This is a genomic window from Kineococcus rhizosphaerae (genome assembly GCF_003002055.1).
Lineage (GTDB): Bacteria > Actinomycetota > Actinomycetes > Actinomycetales > Kineococcaceae > Kineococcus > Kineococcus rhizosphaerae.
Genome location: NZ_PVZF01000003.1, coordinates 369294 through 385342 on the forward strand (window position 1 = coordinate 369294; position 16049 = coordinate 385342).

Annotated in this window: 16 protein-coding genes; 12 read left to right on the plus strand and 4 right to left on the minus strand. The window is 74.0% G+C overall.

Annotated features, from left to right (window positions below; all coding sequences use genetic code 11):
* Positions 1 to 160: 160 nt before the first annotated feature.
* The 7 genes from CLV37_RS08925 to CLV37_RS08955 all read left to right on the plus strand — a co-directional run bounded on the left by CLV37_RS08925 (position 161) and on the right by CLV37_RS08955 (position 8075).
* Complete coding sequence (locus tag CLV37_RS08925) at positions 161 to 1498, plus strand: sensor histidine kinase (RefSeq protein WP_106209280.1); 1338 nt, start codon at positions 161 to 163, stop codon at positions 1496 to 1498.
* Positions 1499 to 1518: 20 nt separating this feature from the next.
* Positions 1519 to 2193 (plus strand): response regulator, encoded by a 675-nt coding sequence (locus CLV37_RS08930; RefSeq protein ID WP_281260521.1) that lies wholly within the window; start codon positions 1519 to 1521, stop codon positions 2191 to 2193.
* A gap of 14 nt (positions 2194 to 2207) precedes the next feature.
* Positions 2208 to 3110, plus strand: coding sequence for a LysR substrate-binding domain-containing protein (locus CLV37_RS08935; RefSeq protein ID WP_106209282.1), 903 nt, complete (start codon positions 2208 to 2210; stop codon positions 3108 to 3110).
* A 158-nt stretch (positions 3111 to 3268) separates the two neighbouring features.
* Complete coding sequence (locus CLV37_RS08940) at positions 3269 to 4735, plus strand: NCS1 family nucleobase:cation symporter-1 (protein ID WP_106209284.1); 1467 nt, start codon at positions 3269 to 3271, stop codon at positions 4733 to 4735.
* Positions 4732 to 5580: a nitrilase-related carbon-nitrogen hydrolase gene (locus tag CLV37_RS08945; protein ID WP_106209286.1), complete on the plus strand. Its 849-nt coding sequence runs from the start codon at positions 4732 to 4734 to the stop codon at positions 5578 to 5580. Before CLV37_RS08940 ends, CLV37_RS08945 begins: the two co-directional genes overlap by 4 nt.
* Positions 5577 to 6986, plus strand: coding sequence for a dihydropyrimidinase (gene hydA, locus CLV37_RS08950; protein WP_106209288.1), 1410 nt, complete (start codon positions 5577 to 5579; stop codon positions 6984 to 6986). Before CLV37_RS08945 ends, hydA begins: the two co-directional genes overlap by 4 nt.
* Before the next feature lie 39 nt (positions 6987 to 7025).
* Positions 7026 to 8075: a TIGR03842 family LLM class F420-dependent oxidoreductase gene (locus CLV37_RS08955; RefSeq protein ID WP_106209290.1), complete on the plus strand. Its 1050-nt coding sequence runs from the start codon at positions 7026 to 7028 to the stop codon at positions 8073 to 8075.
* A gap of 12 nt (positions 8076 to 8087) precedes the next feature.
* On the opposite strand, the gene CLV37_RS08960 is transcribed toward CLV37_RS08955, so the two are convergent.
* The 3 genes from CLV37_RS08960 to CLV37_RS08970 all read right to left on the minus strand — a co-directional run bounded on the left by CLV37_RS08960 (position 8088) and on the right by CLV37_RS08970 (position 10493).
* Positions 8088 to 8948, minus strand: a complete 861-nt coding sequence (locus CLV37_RS08960; protein WP_106209292.1) for an aldo/keto reductase — start codon at positions 8946 to 8948, stop codon at positions 8088 to 8090.
* Between the two features lie 122 nt (positions 8949 to 9070).
* Positions 9071 to 9859, minus strand: coding sequence for an alpha/beta fold hydrolase (locus tag CLV37_RS08965; protein WP_211298498.1), 789 nt, complete (start codon positions 9857 to 9859; stop codon positions 9071 to 9073).
* Positions 9860 to 9947: 88 nt separating this feature from the next.
* The gene (locus CLV37_RS08970; protein WP_106209294.1) at positions 9948 to 10493 is read right to left on the minus strand and encodes a TetR/AcrR family transcriptional regulator; all 546 of its coding nucleotides are present in this window, start codon (positions 10491 to 10493) and stop codon (positions 9948 to 9950) included.
* Between the two features lie 93 nt (positions 10494 to 10586).
* Here CLV37_RS08970 and CLV37_RS08975 point away from each other — a divergent pair, with 93 nt between their 5' ends.
* The 4 genes from CLV37_RS08975 to CLV37_RS08990 all read left to right on the plus strand — a co-directional run bounded on the left by CLV37_RS08975 (position 10587) and on the right by CLV37_RS08990 (position 14069).
* Positions 10587 to 11513: an SDR family NAD(P)-dependent oxidoreductase gene (locus tag CLV37_RS08975; protein ID WP_170127131.1), complete on the plus strand. Its 927-nt coding sequence runs from the start codon at positions 10587 to 10589 to the stop codon at positions 11511 to 11513.
* Between the two features lie 66 nt (positions 11514 to 11579).
* A complete protein-coding gene (locus CLV37_RS08980; RefSeq protein WP_245885321.1) occupies positions 11580 to 13316 on the plus strand; it encodes a DNA polymerase in 1737 nt (578 codons plus the stop codon).
* Positions 13317 to 13422: 106 nt separating this feature from the next.
* Positions 13423 to 13854, plus strand: a complete 432-nt coding sequence (locus tag CLV37_RS08985) for an Hsp20/alpha crystallin family protein (RefSeq protein ID WP_106209301.1) — start codon at positions 13423 to 13425, stop codon at positions 13852 to 13854.
* Between the two features lie 11 nt (positions 13855 to 13865).
* Positions 13866 to 14069: a hypothetical protein gene (locus CLV37_RS08990; protein WP_106209303.1), complete on the plus strand. Its 204-nt coding sequence runs from the start codon at positions 13866 to 13868 to the stop codon at positions 14067 to 14069.
* A gap of 58 nt (positions 14070 to 14127) precedes the next feature.
* Here CLV37_RS08990 and CLV37_RS08995 read toward each other — a convergent pair whose 3' ends face one another.
* On the minus strand, positions 14128 to 15513 hold the full coding sequence (locus CLV37_RS08995) for an ATP-dependent 6-phosphofructokinase (RefSeq protein WP_106209305.1): 1386 nt from the start codon (positions 15511 to 15513) through the stop codon (positions 14128 to 14130).
* Between the two features lie 130 nt (positions 15514 to 15643).
* Here CLV37_RS08995 and CLV37_RS09000 point away from each other — a divergent pair, with 130 nt between their 5' ends.
* Complete coding sequence (locus CLV37_RS09000) at positions 15644 to 16045, plus strand: OsmC family protein (protein ID WP_106209307.1); 402 nt, start codon at positions 15644 to 15646, stop codon at positions 16043 to 16045.
* Positions 16046 to 16049: the final 4 nt, after the last annotated feature.

Below are 16049 nucleotides of genomic sequence, written 5' to 3' on the forward strand. Positions count from 1 at the left end.
GGGCTCCTGGGGATCGGGGGGGATCGGGGGACGGACTCGGCGCGGGATCGGCTACGGCTACGGCGGGATCGTACGGAGCCACCGTCTGCGACGGACGCGGGAGGCCGCGAGGGACGATCGGCGGACGACGGACGCTCAACCACCTCCCTACGCTGAGGCGGTGAACTCGGTCGCCCCTCCAGCAGACCCGTGGGTCAGCCGCTGGCGCTTCGCCCCCCGGGTGCGGGACGTCGTGGCGGTCGTGGTCGCCCTGTTCTTCGCCCTGGCCTGGTTGCACGCCGTCGTCGTGGGCCCGAGCAGCAGCTCCTCGGAGGGGCCGCCCGCACTGGCCGACGGCCTGGGCTGGCTGGCGGGCACCGGGGTCGGGGCCGCGGTCAGCGCGGCGGTGGTCGTGGCGAACAGCGTCGCGCTGTGGTGGCGACGCAGCCACCCGGTGCTGCTGTGCGTCGTCTCCCTCGCCGTCGCCTTCGTCCTGGGGTTCGACGGGGCCCTGTACTGGGCGCTGATCACGCTGGCGGTGCGCCGCCGCGACCGCCTGCTCGTCCTGACCTCGGGCGTGGCCGTCGTGGCGTCGGTGGCGTCCTCGTCGCGCACCACGGTCGACGGTCTGGCCGTGGCGATCACGACGGGGCTCATCGGGGTGGCGCTGTGCGTGTTCGTCGGCGCCTTCGTCGGGGCCCGCCGGGACCTGGTGACGTCGTTGCGCGAGCGCGCCGAACGCGCCGAGCACGAGCAGGTGCTGCGCGCGGAGCAGGCGCGGCTGGCCGAGCGGACCCGGATCGCCCGGGAGATGCACGACGTCCTCGCGCACCGGATCTCGCTGGTGGCGCTGCACGCCGGCGGGCTGGAGGTCCGGCCCGACGTGGGGGCCGACCAGGTGGAGGCGACGGCGGCGACGATCCGCGAGACGGCCCGCACGGCGCTGGAGGACCTGCGCCGCGTGCTGGGCGTCCTGCGGGCCCCGAGCACGGTGTCGGCGGCGAGCTCGGCCGCCGAACTGGCCCCCCAGCCCACGCTCGTCGACGTGCGCCGGCTCGTGGAGTCGACGCGGGAGGCCGGGGTGTCGGCCGAGTTCCGCACCGACGTCCCCGTGCACGCGGACGTGCCGGCCGAGCTGGGCCGCACCGTCTACCGGATCGTGCAGGAGGCGCTGACGAACGTGCACAAGCACGCGCCGTCGGCGGCGACGGTCGTCACGGTCTCGGGCGAGGTGGGCCGCGAGATGCTCGTCTCGGTGGTCAACGCGCGCCCGTCGGGGGTCTCGGCGGGGTTGCCGGGGGCGGGCTCGGGGCTGGTCGGGTTGTCCGAGCGCGTGGGGCTGGCCGACGGCACGCTGACGTCGGGTCCGGAGCCGGGCGGGGGTTTCGCGGTGCGGGCCCGGTTGCCGTGGGCGGCGCCCGACGGCCGGCCGCGGGCGGGCTCGGGCGCGGCGTGGACCCCGCCGGATGCGAGGATCGTGCGCACCCCGGCCGGGTCGGGGTCTTCTCAGGACGGGTGAACGTGACGGAGGGAACGGGCGTGGACGAGCGGGCGAGGCCCACGAGGGTCCTGCTGGTGGACGACGACGCCCTCGTGCGGGCCGGGTTGCGGATGATCCTGTCCAGCGCCGACGACATCGAGGTCGTGGGCGAGGCCGAGAACGGCGCGCAGGCCGTGGAGGGCGTCGCGGCGCACCGTCCCGACGTCGTCCTCATGGACGTGCGGATGCCCGTGATGGACGGCCTGACCGCGGCGAAGGCCATCACCGAGCGCCCGCAGGCGCCCAGCGTCGTGATGCTCACGACGTTCGACCTCGACGAGTACGTGTTCCAGGCCCTGCAGGCCGGGGCGACGGGGTTCCTGCTGAAGGACACCCCGCCGCGCGAACTCGTCTCGGCCGTGCGGATCGTCGCGGCGGGTGAGGCGATGCTGTCCCCGACCGTCACGCGCCGCCTCGTCGGGCACTACGCCGCCGACGCCGTGAACCCGCGGCGCCGGGAGGCCGCCGAGCGCCTGCAGACCCTGACCGACCGCGAGCGCGAGGTCCTCGGGGCCGTGGGCCGCGGGTTGTCGAACGCCGAGGTCGGCAAGGAGCTGTTCATGAGCGAGGCGACCGTCAAGACGCACGTGTCGCGCCTGCTCACCAAGCTCGGCGCCCACAACCGCGTGCAGGTCGCGATCGTCGCGCACGACGCGGGGCTGCTGGACGCCTGAGGCGGCCGGCCGGCGTGTCCAGGGAGTTCACCCTCACGCAGCTGCGCTACTTCGCGGCCGTGGCGCAGGAGCAGAGCGTGACGGTGGCGGCGGCCCGGCTGCGGATCTCGCAGTCGGCGCTGTCGTCGGCGGTCGCCCAGCTGGAGGCGGCGATGGGCACCGCCCTGTTCCGGCGCGTGCCGCGCCGCGGAGTGGAGCTCACCGAGAGCGGCCTGCGACTGCTGCACGAGAGCCTGCCCCTGCTGGAGGCGGCCGAGGAGCTGCCGGCGCGGGTGCGCCAGGACCACCAGGCCCCGGCGGGCCGGCTGGTCGTGGGCGTGTACGAGCCGATCGCCTCGCTGCGCCTGCCCGAGATCGTCGCGGCCTTCGGCCGCCGGCACCCGGCGGTCGAGGTCTCGATCGTGGAGGGCGACCAGGAGTTCGTGCGCCAGTCGGTGCTGTCGGGCGGGTGCGAGATCGCGCTGCTCTACAGCATGGGCCTGGGGGCGGGGTTGCGCACCGAGGTGCTGGAGGAGCTGCCGCCGCACGTCATCGTGGGGGAACGGCACGCGCTGGCCACCCGGACGCGGCCGGTGAGCCTGCGGGAACTGGCCGACGAGCCGCTCGTGCTGCTGGACCTGCCGCACACGCGCGAGTACCTGCTGGGCCTGTTCGACGTCGTCGGGGTGGTCCCTCGGGTGCGGCACCGGCTGACGGGGTACGAGACGGTGCGCTCGTTCGTGGCCCACGACGGGTACGCGGTGCTGAACCGGCGGCTGCCGCACGGGACCACCCACACGCGGGGGCGGGTCGTGGCGCTGGACCTGGCCGAGCGCCTGCCCCCGGTGCAGGTCGTGCTGGCGCAGGCGCCGGACGCGCGCCCCACCCGGCGGGCGGCGGCCTTCGCCGACGTGTGCCGGCAGGTCGTGCGCGTGTAACGCAGACGTTTCGTCGATGTTTCCTGAATTTGACATCGACTGAATCGATGCTTTCGTGAAAAGTCCTGTTGGACACCGGGTTTCACGCTCAACACACTGAGGTCACCTCCTGCTCCACCCGTCGGCGCCGCGGCGCCCAGCGGAAGGACCTCAGCCCCGTGAGCGCACCCGAGTCCGCCCCACCCACCCCCGCCGTCCGTCCCGCGCACTACAGCCCCCGGCTGTACAACGCCGACCTCGCCCCCCGGGGCAGCTCGGCCCCGTGGCGCACCTGGGACCTGTTCTGCTGGTGGATGTCCGCCTGGCACAGCCTGGGCAGCTACACCTTCGCCATCGGCCTGCTCGTGCTGGGCCTCACGGGCTGGCAGGTCGTGGCGGCCGTGTTCGGCGGCCTGCTCGTCCTGCTCGTCGGCTGCAACCTCATGGGGGTCGCCGGGCAGCGCGCCGGCGTCCCGTTCCCCGTCTTCGCCCGGCTCAGCTTCGGCGTCCACGGCGCCAACGTGCCGGCCCTGCTGCGCGCCGTCGTGGCCGTCGCCTGGTACGGCATCCAGACCTACCTCGCCAGCCTGGCCGTGGTGACGCTGGCCCTGAAGCTGTTCCCCGGCGCCGCCGGCCTGGCCGAGGCGCAGTTCCTCGGCATGTCGGGCCTGGGCTGGATCTGCTTCGGCGTCCTGTGGGTCGTCCAGCTCGCCGTCCTGAACCGCGGCATGGAGGCCGTCCGGAAGCTGTCCGACGTCGCCGGCCCGGTGCTGTGGATCGCGATCGCCGCCCTCGCCCTGTGGGTGCTCGGGCGCGCCGGGTGGAGCATCGACTGGAACTACCGCCAGGGCCCGGCCCTGGACGGCCCGCACACCGTCGGCGCGATCGTGTCCGGGGCGTTCCTGACGGTGGCGTTCCTGTCCGGCCCGATGCTGAACTTCGCCGACTTCTCGCGCAACTCCCCCGACGCCCGGTCCATCCGCCGGGGGAACAGCCTGGGCCTGCTCGTCAACGGCACCGCGTTCGCCCTCGTCTCGGTGGTCATCGCGCTGGCCTCGGCGAAGCTGCACGGCGTCGCCGTCACCGACCCCGTGGAACTCGTCAAGGACATCGACAGCGTCACCCTGCTGCTCGTCGCCACGGTCGCCATCGCCGGGTCGGCGGTCGGGATCAACATCATCCTCAACTTCGTCTCCCCCGCCTACGACTTCGCCAACACCGCCCCGTCGCGCATCAGCTTCCGCACCGGGGGGACCATCACCGCGGTCGTCTCCCTGCTCGTCATGCCCTGGAAGCTGTACTCCAGCCCCGTCGCGGTGAACTACTTCATCGGCGGCGTCGGCGCCCTCATCGGGCCGCTGTTCGGCATCATGGTCGTGGACTACTACCTGGTGCGCCGCGGCCACGTCGACGTCGACGCGCTGTACTCCGCCGACCCCGCCGGCCGCTACCACTACCGCCGCGGGGTCAACCCGAACGCCGTGGGCGCGCTCGTCGCCGCGGGCGCCCTGACCCTGCTCGTCGCGTTCTGGCCGGCCCTGTCCGGCCTGGCCGCCTACTCCTGGCTCGTCGGCTGCATCGCCGGCGGCGCCCTGTACCTGCTGATCGAGAAGGTCCACCCCCAGAACCGCGAGGAGACCCCGTGACCGTCGTCCGCACCGCCCTGACCCAGGTCAGCTGGCCGGGCTCGAAGGCCGAGATGCTCGACAAGCACGAGGTGCTGGCCCGCAAGGCCGTCGCCGACGGCGCCCAGGTCCTGTGCTTCCAGGAACTGTTCTACGGCCCCTACTTCGGCATCACCCAGGACCCGAAGTACTACCGGTACGCCGAACCCGCCGACGGCCCCGTCGTGCAGCGTTTCGCCGCGCTGGCCAAGGAGCTCGGCGTCGTCAGCGTGCTGCCGATCTACGAGGAGCAGCAGCCCGGTGTGTACTACAACACCGCCGTGGTCGTCGACGCCGACGGGACCGTCCTCGGCTCCTACCGCAAGAACCACATCCCGCACGTCGACCGCTTCTGGGAGAAGTTCTACTTCCGTCCCGGCAACCTCGGCTGGCCGGTGTTCGAGACCGCCGTCGGCCGCGTCGGCGTCACCATCTGCTACGACCGGCACTTCCCCGAGGGCTGGCGGGCGCTCGGCCTGAACGGCGCCGAGATCGTCTTCAACCCCAACGCCTCCAAACCCGGCCTGTCGAACCGGTTGTGGGAGCTGGAGCAGCCCACCGCCGCCGCGGCGAACGGCTACTTCGTCTGCGTCCCCAACCGGGTGGGCCGCGAGGACAACGAGTACGGCGACCAGGCGGTCGACTTCTACGGCACCAGCTACGTCGTCGACCCCCGCGGGAACTACGTCGGCGAGCGCGCCAGCTCCACCGACGAGGAACTGCTCGTCCGCGACCTGGACCTGTCCCTGGTCCGCGAGGCGCGCGACGAGTGGCAGTTCTACCGCGACCGCCGCCCCGACGCCTACGGCCCGCTGGTCGCGCCGTGAGCCGCGTCCTCGTCCACGGCGGGGAGGTCGTCTCCACCACGGGGACGACGCCCACCGACGTCCTCGTCGAGGACGAGCGGATCGTCGCCCTGCTCGCCCCGGGCACCGCGGACCTCTTCACCGTCGACGAACGCATCGACGCCGCCGGGTGCTACGTCCTGCCCGGCGGGGTCGACGTCCACACCCACATGGAGATGCCGTTCGGCGGGACGCAGGCCTCGGACACGTTCGAGACCGGCACCCGGGCCGCGGCCTTCGGCGGGACGACGACGATCGTGGACTTCGCCGTGCAGCGCACCGGGGAGGACGTCGAGGAGTCCCTCGCCGCCTGGCACGCCAAGGCCGAGGGGAACTGCGCCGTCGACTACGGGTTCCACGTGATCCTCGGCGGCGTGGACGAGGCGTCCCTCAAGGCCATGGACACCCTCGTCGCCCACGAGGGGATCAGCAGCTTCAAGCTGTTCATGGCCTACCCGGGCGTGTTCAAGTCCGACGACGGGCAGATCCTGCGGGCCATGCAGCGCGCCACGGACAACGGCGCGACGATCATGATGCACGCCGAGAACGGCACTGCCATCGACGTGCTCGTCCAGCAGGCCCTCGCGGCGGGGAACACCGACCCCGTCTGGCACGGGCTGACCCGGCCCGCCGCGCTGGAGGGGGAGGCCACGAACCGGGCCATCGCCCTGGCCGAGGTGGCCGGCGGCACTCCCCTCTACATCGTGCACGTCTCGGCCTCCCAGGCCCTCGAACGCATCGCCGCCGCCCGCGGCGAGGGCCGCAACGTGTTCGCCGAGACGTGCCCGCAGTACCTCTACCTGACGCTGGAGGACCACCTCGGGGCGCCGGGGTTCGAGGGGGCCAAGTACGCCTGCTCGACCCCGCTGCGCTCCAAGCACGAACCGCACGCGCGGGACCTGTGGCGGGGGCTGCGCACCGACGACCTCGCGGTCGTCTCCACCGACCACTGCCCGTTCTGCTTCAACGACCAGAAGACCCTGGGCCGCGGGGACTTCTCGAAGATCCCCAACGGGCTCGGCCTCGTCGAGCACCGCGTGGACCTCGTCCACCAGGGCGTCGTCGACGGGAACCTGTCCCTGCAGCGCTGGGTGGAGACGTGCGCCACCACCCCGGCGCGGATGTTCGGGATGTACCCGAAGAAGGGCGTCGTCGCCCCGGGCTCGGACGCCGACCTCGTGGTGTACGACCCGCGGGCCACGACGACCGTCAGCGCGACGACCCACCACATGAACCTCGACCACTCCGCGTTCGAGGGCGCGGTCCTGCAGGGGCAGGTCCGCACCGTCCTGTCGCGCGGCCGCACCGTCGTCGACCGCGGGCAGTACCTCGGCGCGAAGGGGCACGGCCGCTACGTGCGCCGCGGCCTGTCCCAGTACCTGCGCTGATCCGCGCACCCTGCACGAGAACACGAGAAGGAGAGCACCGTGGACCTCGGGGTCGTCCTGCAGAACACCGCACCCGCTGCGCGCGTCGTCGAACTCGCCCGGCAGGCCGAGACGCTCGGCTTCACGCACGCGTGGACGTTCGACTCGCACCTGCTGTGGGAGGAACCGTACGTCGTCTACTCCGCGATCCTGCAGGCGACGCGGAACATCGTCGTCGGCCCCATGGTCACCAACCCCCTCACCCGGGACTGGACGGTCACCGCCTCCAGCTACGCCACGCTCAACGAGATGTACGGGCCCCGCACGATCTGCGGCATCGGGCGCGGCGACTCCGCGGTCCGCACCCTCGCCGGCAAGCCCAGCACGCTGGCGACGCTGCGCGAGTCCGTCCACGTCATCCGGGAACTGGCCAACGGCCGCGCCGTCGAGCACAACGGGCAGACCATCCGGTTCCCGTGGGCCCGCGCGACGAACGAGGCGAACCGCACCCAGGTATGGGTCGCGGCGTACGGGCCGAAGGCGCTGCAGCTGACCGGGGAGGTCGCCGACGGGTTCATCCTGCAGCTGGCCGACCCCGACATCGCCGCCTGGACGATCAAGGCGGTCAAGGAGGCCGCCGAGCGCGCGGGCCGCGACCCCGACGCCGTGAAGATCTGCGTCGCGGCCCCGGCCTACGTCACCGACGGCGGCGACGCCGGGCTGGAGCACGCGCGCGCCCAGTGCCGGTGGTTCGGCGGGATGGTCGGCAACCACGTCGCCGACCTCGTCGGGCGCTACGGCACGGACGGCGGGGTGCCCGCCGCCCTCACCGACTACATCGCCGGCCGCCAGGGGTACGACTACAACCAGCACGGCCGGGCCGGCAACACCCACGCCGACTTCGTCCCCGACGAGATCGTCGACCGCTTCTGCGTCCTCGGTCCCCCCGCCGAGCACCTGCAGCGCCTGCGGGAGCTGCAGGAGCTCGGCGTCGACCAGTTCGCGCTGTACCTGCAGCACGACGCCAAGGAGACGACGATGCGCGCCTACGCCGACTCCGTCATGCCGTACCTGAACGACGCGGGCGCCGCCGTCGTGACCGGAGCCTGAGGGGCTCGAGCGTCAGCGCCCCGCGGCCTCCAGGGTCGCGAACTCGTCGTCGCCGAGCTCCACGTCGGCGGCGGCGAGGTTCTCCTCCAGGTGCGCCACGGTCGAGGTCCCCGGGATGGGGACGATGACCGGCGAGCGGCGCAGCAGCCAGGCGAGGGCGAGCTGGGAGGTCGTCGCGTCGTGGTGCGCGGCGATCTCCTCCAGCGGCCCACCGGGGCGGGCGAGGGTCCCCGCGTCGACCGGGGCCCACGGGATGAAGGCGATCCCCTGCTCCTCGCAGAACGTCAGCAGGTCCTCGGCCCGGCGGTCGCCGAGGTTGTAGCGGTTCTGCACCGAGGCGATCTGAAGGCCCGCGGCCTGCGCCTCCTTCACGTCGTCGACCCCGACCTCGGACAACCCGACCTGGTGGACCAGACCCTCGTCGACGAACTCCTTGACCACCCCGAACTGGTCGGCGCGGGGGGTCTTGGCGTCGATGCGGTGCAACTGCCACAGGTCGATGCGTTCCAGACCCAGTCGGCGCAGCGACATGAGCACGCACTGGCGCAGGTACTCGGGACGGCCCAGCGGCGGCCAGACGTCCGGGCCCGAGCGCGTGAGCCCGCCCTTCGTCGCGACGACGACGTCGCCGTACCCCGTCCCGTCGTGCAGGGCCTCGCGGATGAGGTCCTCGGAGACGTAGGGGCCGTAGGAGTCGGCCGTGTCGATGAAGGTGACCCCGAGCTCCACGGCCCGGCGCAGGACGCGGACCGCCTCGTCGTGGTCCTGCGGCGGGCCCCAGATGCCGGGACCGGTGATGCGCATGGCGCCGTAGCCGAGCCGGTGGACGGTCTTGCCACCGAGGTCGATGGTTCCGCTGGCGGACACGGGCACGAGTTCCTCCTGGGGTTCTCCGGCGGGTTCTCCGGTGGGTTCTCCGGTGCTGTCCCGCGCACGCTAACCCCGGCCGCGGGGTCCCACGACCCCGGGCCCCGCCGCGTGCACGACGGCCGCGGTCAGCGGCGGTGGAAGGCGGTGAGCGTCCGCGCCAGGTCGGCGTCCGGGACGCCGTGCCACACCCCGGCGAGCGCGACGTGCTCGCCGCGGGGCAGGGCGGCGACGGCGGCGGCCGTCCACCGCGCCACCCGCCCGCCGGTCGTGGTCGACTCCACGACGAGCGCGGGGACCTGCACGCCGCGCAGGAGGTCCGGCGTCAGCGCCGAGGTGAGGACGCAGTCGTAGACCACCGTCGGGGCGTGCGGCGCGAACGCGGGACCGCCGGCGAGCGCGAGCTCCTCGGGAACCCCCACGGCCCGCTGGAAGGTCGTGACGACGTCCGCCCGGCGGCCCTGGTCGAGCAGGTGCGTCAGCCGCCCGACGAACCCCGCACCCACCGTGGCGCACGCCCCGAACGGCGGCTCGACCAGGGACACCGACCGCACGGGCAGTCCCGCGCCGACGGCGTGCAGCGCGAGCAGCCCTCCGGTCGAGGCCCCGTGCAGGGCCACGTCCCGGGCCCCGTCCAGGACGGCCTCCAGGAGGCTGCGCAGGTCGTCGAGCTCACGCTCCACCGCGTACCCGCGCACGTCACCCGTCGCGTCGGTGCTCTCCCCCCGCCCGCGCCGGTCGTAGGTGACGACGGTGAACGCGGTCGCGAGGTGCACGGCCAGCGGGCGCATCGGCCCGGTCCGCCGTTCGCTGAGCACCCCGTCGACGAGCACGAGCACGGGGCCCGCGCCGCGCCGGTCGAAGGCGATGCGGGTGCCGTCCCCGGACAGCACGTGCTCGGTCTCCACGTCGGCCACGCAGGGGTGACCCGGCCGGGCCCGGCGACTCATCGGAGCGCCCACGGGCGGGTCGGGGGCGGCTCGGGGAGCGGGTCGGGGAGGCGGGTCAGGGGACGGTGCGCAGACCGGCGAGCGCCGCGCCGAGGTGGAACTCGCGGTCCTGCGGCCGGCCGCCGCCGAGCCGCACGGCGTGCTCGACGCCGCAGACGAGGTGCTGCAGGCGGGCCGGGGTCAGGTCGTCGCGGACGACCCCGGCGGCGACGGCGCGGCGCACGACGGTGGCCGTCGCGGCGACGAGCTCGTCCTTGATCGCGGTGACGGCGGGGCTGGCGTCCCGGGGGGCGAGGAACACCGCCTGCAGGCCACCGTCGGCCAGTTGCAGGGCCAGGCCCTCGCGCACGAGGAGTTCGAGACCGGCCAGCGGGTCGGGGTCGGACGCGGCGCGGCGGGCGAACTCGGAGTAGCGCGCGAGGTCGGTCTCGGCCAGGGCCTCGACGAGGGCGTGGACGGTCGGGAAATGCCGGTAGACGGTGGCCACCCCGACGCCGGCGCGGCGGGCGACGTCGTTGAGCCGCAGGTCGTCCGGCGGCAGGTCGCGGGCGGCGTCGAGGATGCGCTCGCGGCTGCGGGCCGCGTCCGGTCGGGGGCTCACCCGAGGAGCGTACCAAGCTACGGATACTCCATCCGTTTCATGCTAGCGTCCTTGACGGATACTTCATCCGCTCTACGTCCCCCGGAGGAACCCGTGTCCTGGAACCCCACCGACCTGCCCGGCCAGCACGGGCGCACGTTCGCCGTCACCGGCTCCACCGCCGGCATCGGCTACTTCGCCGCCGAGCAGCTCGCCACCACCGGCGCGCGCGTGGTGCTCGCCTCCCGCTCCCCCGGCAGGCTCGAGCGCGCCGCCGCCTCGATCCGCCGCGAGGTCCCCGGCGCCGACGTCACCACCGTCGTCCTCGACCTGGCCTCGCTGGCCTCGGTGCGCCGCGCCGCCGCGGAACTGCTCGCCCTGGACCGCCTCGACGGGATCCTGCTCAACGGCGGCTCGATGAGCACCCGGCGGCACGCCACCACGCAGGACGGGTTCAGCGAGCTCCTGGGGACGCACGTCGTCGCGAACGTCGCGCTGACCACCGCGCTCCTGCCCGCCCTGGGCGGCCCCGCCCCGCGGGTCGTGCACACCACGACGGGTTTCGTCGGCCGCTGGAAGGCCCGCGTCGAGGACGTCACGACGCCCCAGCGCGGGTTCCTTCGCAGCTACACCTGGGCCAAGACCGTGACCGAGCTCTACGCCTACGAGCTGCACCGGCGGCTGCGCGCGGCGGGCCACCCCGTGCAGTCGGTCCTCACGTTCCCCGGCGTCGGGGTCGACGCGCGGACCCCGGCCCGCGACGGCGTCTTCGACCCCCGGACCCAGACGCGCCGCAACCCGTTCTCGCCGTGGGCGCAGGGCAAGGACGCCGCGGCGTGGGCCGGTGTCCGCGGGCTGCTCGACCCGGCGCTGGGCGGCGGGGAACTCCTCGGCCCGGCCGACGGCCGGCGTGGGCTCCCCGAGGTCGCCGGACCCCGGCCGCACACCGCGCACCCCGACCCCGCGCTCCTCGCCCGGGTCTGGGAGCAGCTCCACGAACTCAGCGGGACACCCGCGCCGGGGTTCGACCGGGCGGCGTGAGCCCCCGGCGGCGCACCCGTCCCCGCCCGCGGCATCGCCGTCGGAGGTCCCCGGCACACTGGCCCGGTGGTGGACGTGCGGGCCGAGCTCAGGACGCTGGGACGCGTCCCCGACCTCGGCCTGGTGGTCGTGCCGGGCGGCGTGGGCCTGGCCGTCCCCGGCCGGCGCTGGGCGGTCCCCACCGACGAGCCCGCCCGGGTGGTCGCCGACCTGGAGGCGGAGTTCTCCCCGCGCTGGACGTGGTGGTCGGCCGCCTCGGCCGTGGGCGGGATCGCCCCCGTGCACCTGGCGCGCTGCCACGACGTGGCCGCCGTGCACCGCGTCGTCGAGGGCGGCTGGCGCGAGGACCCCGCCGCCGCCTGGGCCGCGGCCCACGGGCGCCCCGCTCCCCCGCCCCCGTCGCGGCGCCCCGCGGCCGCCCACGGCACGGGGCTGCTCGACCTCGACGGGGCCGCCTCGGCCGACGACCCCGTCACCGACGGGCAGCTGTCCGCCACCTGGGCCGACGGCCGCGCCTTCGACGTGGACCCGCCCGAACGGCTCGAGCGCGCCGCGCGCTGGGCCGAGCTCGCCCTCGAGGTCGCCGCCGCCCAGTCCCGCCGCCTCGCCGCCCTGCCGGACCGGCGGGTCACCCCCGCGGGGCCGCCGCTGCCGGTGCAGACGGGGTACGCGGAGTCGGCCGCCACGCTGCTGGCGCTCGAGCTGTCCCGCACGGGGCTACCCCTGGACCGCGCGACGGCCGAGCGGATCGTCGGCGCCGCCGTCGGCCCGCGCCCGCGCACGCCCGCCGAGGAGGCGCGGGCCCGGGCCGAGCGCGACGAACCCGTCCGCCGCCACCTGGGGACGGTCGACCTGCGCAACCCCGCCCAGGTGCTGGCGGCGTTGCGGGGCCTGGGTTTCGACGTGCCCGACACCCGCGCGCACCGCCTGGAGGGTTTCCGCGACGCCCACCCGGGGGTCGCCGCGCTGCTGCAGTGGCGCAAGGCCGAACGGCTCGCGACGACGTACGGCTACCCGTGGCTCGACGAGCACGTGGGCCGCGACGGCCGGCTGCGCGGGGCGTGGTCGGCGGCGGACGCCGCCGCCGGGCGGATGACGGCCCAGGCCGGGCTGCACAACCTGCCCGCCGAACTGCGCCCCGCCGTCGCCGCCGAACCCGGTTTCGCCCTCGTGCGGGCCGACCTCGGCCAGGTCGAGCCCCGGGTGCTCGCCGCGGTCTCGCAGGACCCCGGGCTCGTCGCCGCCACCCACGACGACGACCTCTACGCCCCCGTGGCGGCCGCCCTGGCCGCGGACCGGCCGACGGCCAAGGTCGCCGTGCTCGCCGCCATGTACGGCCAGACGTCCGGGGCGGCCGGGGAGGCGCTGCGGCGCATGGAACGCGCCTACCCGCGGGCGCTGACCTACCTGCGCGCGGCCGAGGAGGCCGGCCGCGAGGGCCGCGACGTGCGGACGTACGGCGGCCGACTCGTGCGGATCTCCGACCTGCCCCCCGCCGAGGAGGGGACGGCGCTGACGGCCCGCGGCCGGTTCGCGCGCAACGCCGTCGTGCAGGGCGCCGCGGCGGAACTGTTCAAGGCCTGGGCCGCGACCGTGCGCGCGGGTCTGGCGGGCACCGCGGGCCGGATCGTGCTGTGCCTGCACGACGAGCTCCTGCTGCACGTGCCGGTCGCGGAGGCCGACCGCGCGGCGGGGCTCCTCGAGGTCGCGCTCGCGCAGACGGCGGGGCGGTGGGCGTCGGGTTCGGGGGTCCGGTTCGTCGCCGACGTCAGGGTCGTGCAGCGCTGGTCCGAGGCGAAGTGACCTCTTGCACTCCACGCAGGAGAGTGCTAGATCAGTGGGTGGGCACCGGCCCGGTCCGGTCGCCCGATTGGAGCGCATCCTCTCTCGCACAACGGAGGTGGTGGCCATGTTGATGCGCACTGATCCCTTCCGGGAACTCGATCGACTGACCCAGCAGGTGCTGGGGACCTCTGCCCGGCCGGCCGTCATGGCGATGGACGCCTGGCGCACCGGGGACGAGTTCGTCGTCGAGTTCGACCTCCCGGGCGTCGACCCCGACAGCGTGGAACTGGACGTCGAGCGCAACGTCCTGACCGTCCGGGCGCAGCGCCCCGTCCACGAGGGGACCGCCGAGATGATCGCCGCCGAACGCCCGCGCGGGGTGTTCAGCCGCCAGCTCATCCTCGGCGACAACCTCGACACCGAGAAGATCACCGCCGGGTACCGCAGCGGGGTCCTGACGTTGCGGGTCCCCGTGGCCGAGAAGGCCAAACCCCGTCGCATCGCGGTGCAGGACCACGAGAAGAGGCACGAGTCGCCGCAGGCCATCGGTTCCTGACGGGGGCTGCCGTGGAACTCGTCCTGACCGACCGGGGCGAGGACGTGGTCGAGGAGCGGTTCTGGGCGATCGTGGCCGATCTCCTCGCGGTCGGCACGACGACCACGAAGACCGCACCGCCGCGTCCGCAGCCCCGCCCCGTCGGCGACGTCGCCGTCCTGCTCTCCGCGGACGTCGTGCGCCGGCCGACGGGCCGGGAGCGTTCACCGCCCTGAGCACGAGCGGGGTGGCCCGGGACCTCCCCGGGCCACCCCGCTCGTCACGTCGTGCGGGTCACTGCCCGCCGAAGGCCGTGACCTGCTCCCCCGTGAACTCCCCGAACGACCAGGGCTGACCGGTCGCCTCCAGCACCGACCACCACAGGTCCCCGTGCGGGTCGACCTGGTTGCGCGCCGAGACGGCCAGCGAGATCGGGATGTGCACGAAGCGGCGGCGCCAGCGGCCCACGACCATGTTCGTCCGCCCCGCCATCGCCGCGTGGACGGCCGCGTGCGCCAGCCGGATGCAGTACACGGCGTCGTACGGGTTCGCCGGGACGCTGCGGATGACGTAGCTGGGGTCGATGTAGCGCATGTTCAGCTCGAGGTCGTGCGCGGCGAAGTCCTCCGCGATGAGCTGGCGCAGCAGGATGCCGACGTCCTGGAGCTTCTTGTTGCCCGAGGCGTCCTGCAGCCCGTTGTCCTCGAACAGTTCCTGCCCGGCCCCCTCGGCGGCCACGACGAGGGCGTGGCCCTGCGTGGCGACCTTCTCGCGCAGGCGTTCCAGGAAACCCCCCGGGCCCTCCAGCGTGAACGGCACCTCGGGGATCAGGACGAAGTCCGCGTCGTTCTGCGCCAGGGCGGCGTAGCAGGCGATGAACCCCGAGTGCCGGCCCATGAGCTTGACGACGCTGACGCCGTTGGGCGCGGTGCGCGCCTCCACCTTCGCCGACCGGATGGAGCGCGACGCCTCGCTGAACGCGGACTGGAAGCCGAAGCTCTGGTCGATGAACGGGATGTCGTTGTCGATGGTCTTGGGGATCCCGACGACCGCGATCTTCAGATCGCGCCGCTTGATCTCGGCGGAGATCTTCTCCGCACCGCGCATCGTGCCGTCGCCGCCGATGACGAACAGGATCGAGATGCCCATCCGCTCCAGGCAGTCGACGACCTCGACGAAGTCCTGCTGACCGCGCGAGGTCCCCAGGATCGTGCCGCCCTCGCCGTCGATGTTCTCGACGACCTCGGGCGTGAGGTCGATGACGTCGTGGCCGTAGCGCGGGATGAAACCCTGGTAGCCGTTCTTGAAGCCGTAGATCCGGCGGACGCCGTAGTGGGTCGTCAGCTCCGAGACCAGCCCGCGGATGACGTTGTTGATCCCCGGGCACAGCCCGCCGCACGTCACGATCCCGACGCGCGTCTTGGACGGGTCGAAGAAGATCTTCTTGCGCGGCCCGGTCGGTTCGAGGCTGGGCAGGTCCTCGAGGTCGCCCTCGCGCCGCGACACCTTGGACAGGGTGTCGTCGAACAGGACCCGGTCGGACTCGTCGATGGAGTGGTGCGTGGTGCGGCGGGCCTGCAACCGGGGCGCCAGGGGGGACTCGACCGTGCACGGCCCCAGCGTCTGGACCGTGAAGTCGATCCACTCACGGCTCGCGGGACGGTCGGTGGGCTCGGCCATGAGCGCGCGGGTCCTTTCCAGGGGAGGGCGGCGAGCTCCCATCATCCGACACCGGCGTGACGCGGATCACCCGGGGGTCCGCCACGGCGGTCGGCGCGCGGACCCGCCGGACAGTGCCTAGCGTCGGGGCATGGCCGACGACCTGTACACCGCGACCGTCACCGTCCAGGACGGGACCGCGACCTCCGACGACGGGGCGCTGTCCGTCGCGTTCAACGAACCGTCCGTGCTGCAGGGCTCCGGGGAGGGCACCAACCCCGAGCAGCTCATGGCGGCCGCGCTCGGCTCCTGCCTGCTGGAGTCCCTGCGCATCGCCGCCACGAGCGCCGGCGGCAGCACCGAGGGCGCGGGCGTGGACTCCCGCGTCACCCTGAGCAGCGCCGACGGCCCGGGCTACACGGCCCGGTACGCGCTGCGCGTGACGCTGCCCGACGCGGGCGGCGACGCGTCGTCGGTGCTGCAGCAGGCCCTGTCCATCTGCCCGTTCACCAAGACCATCGACGCCGCGGCCCTGGACGTGCAGCTGGCCTGAGCGG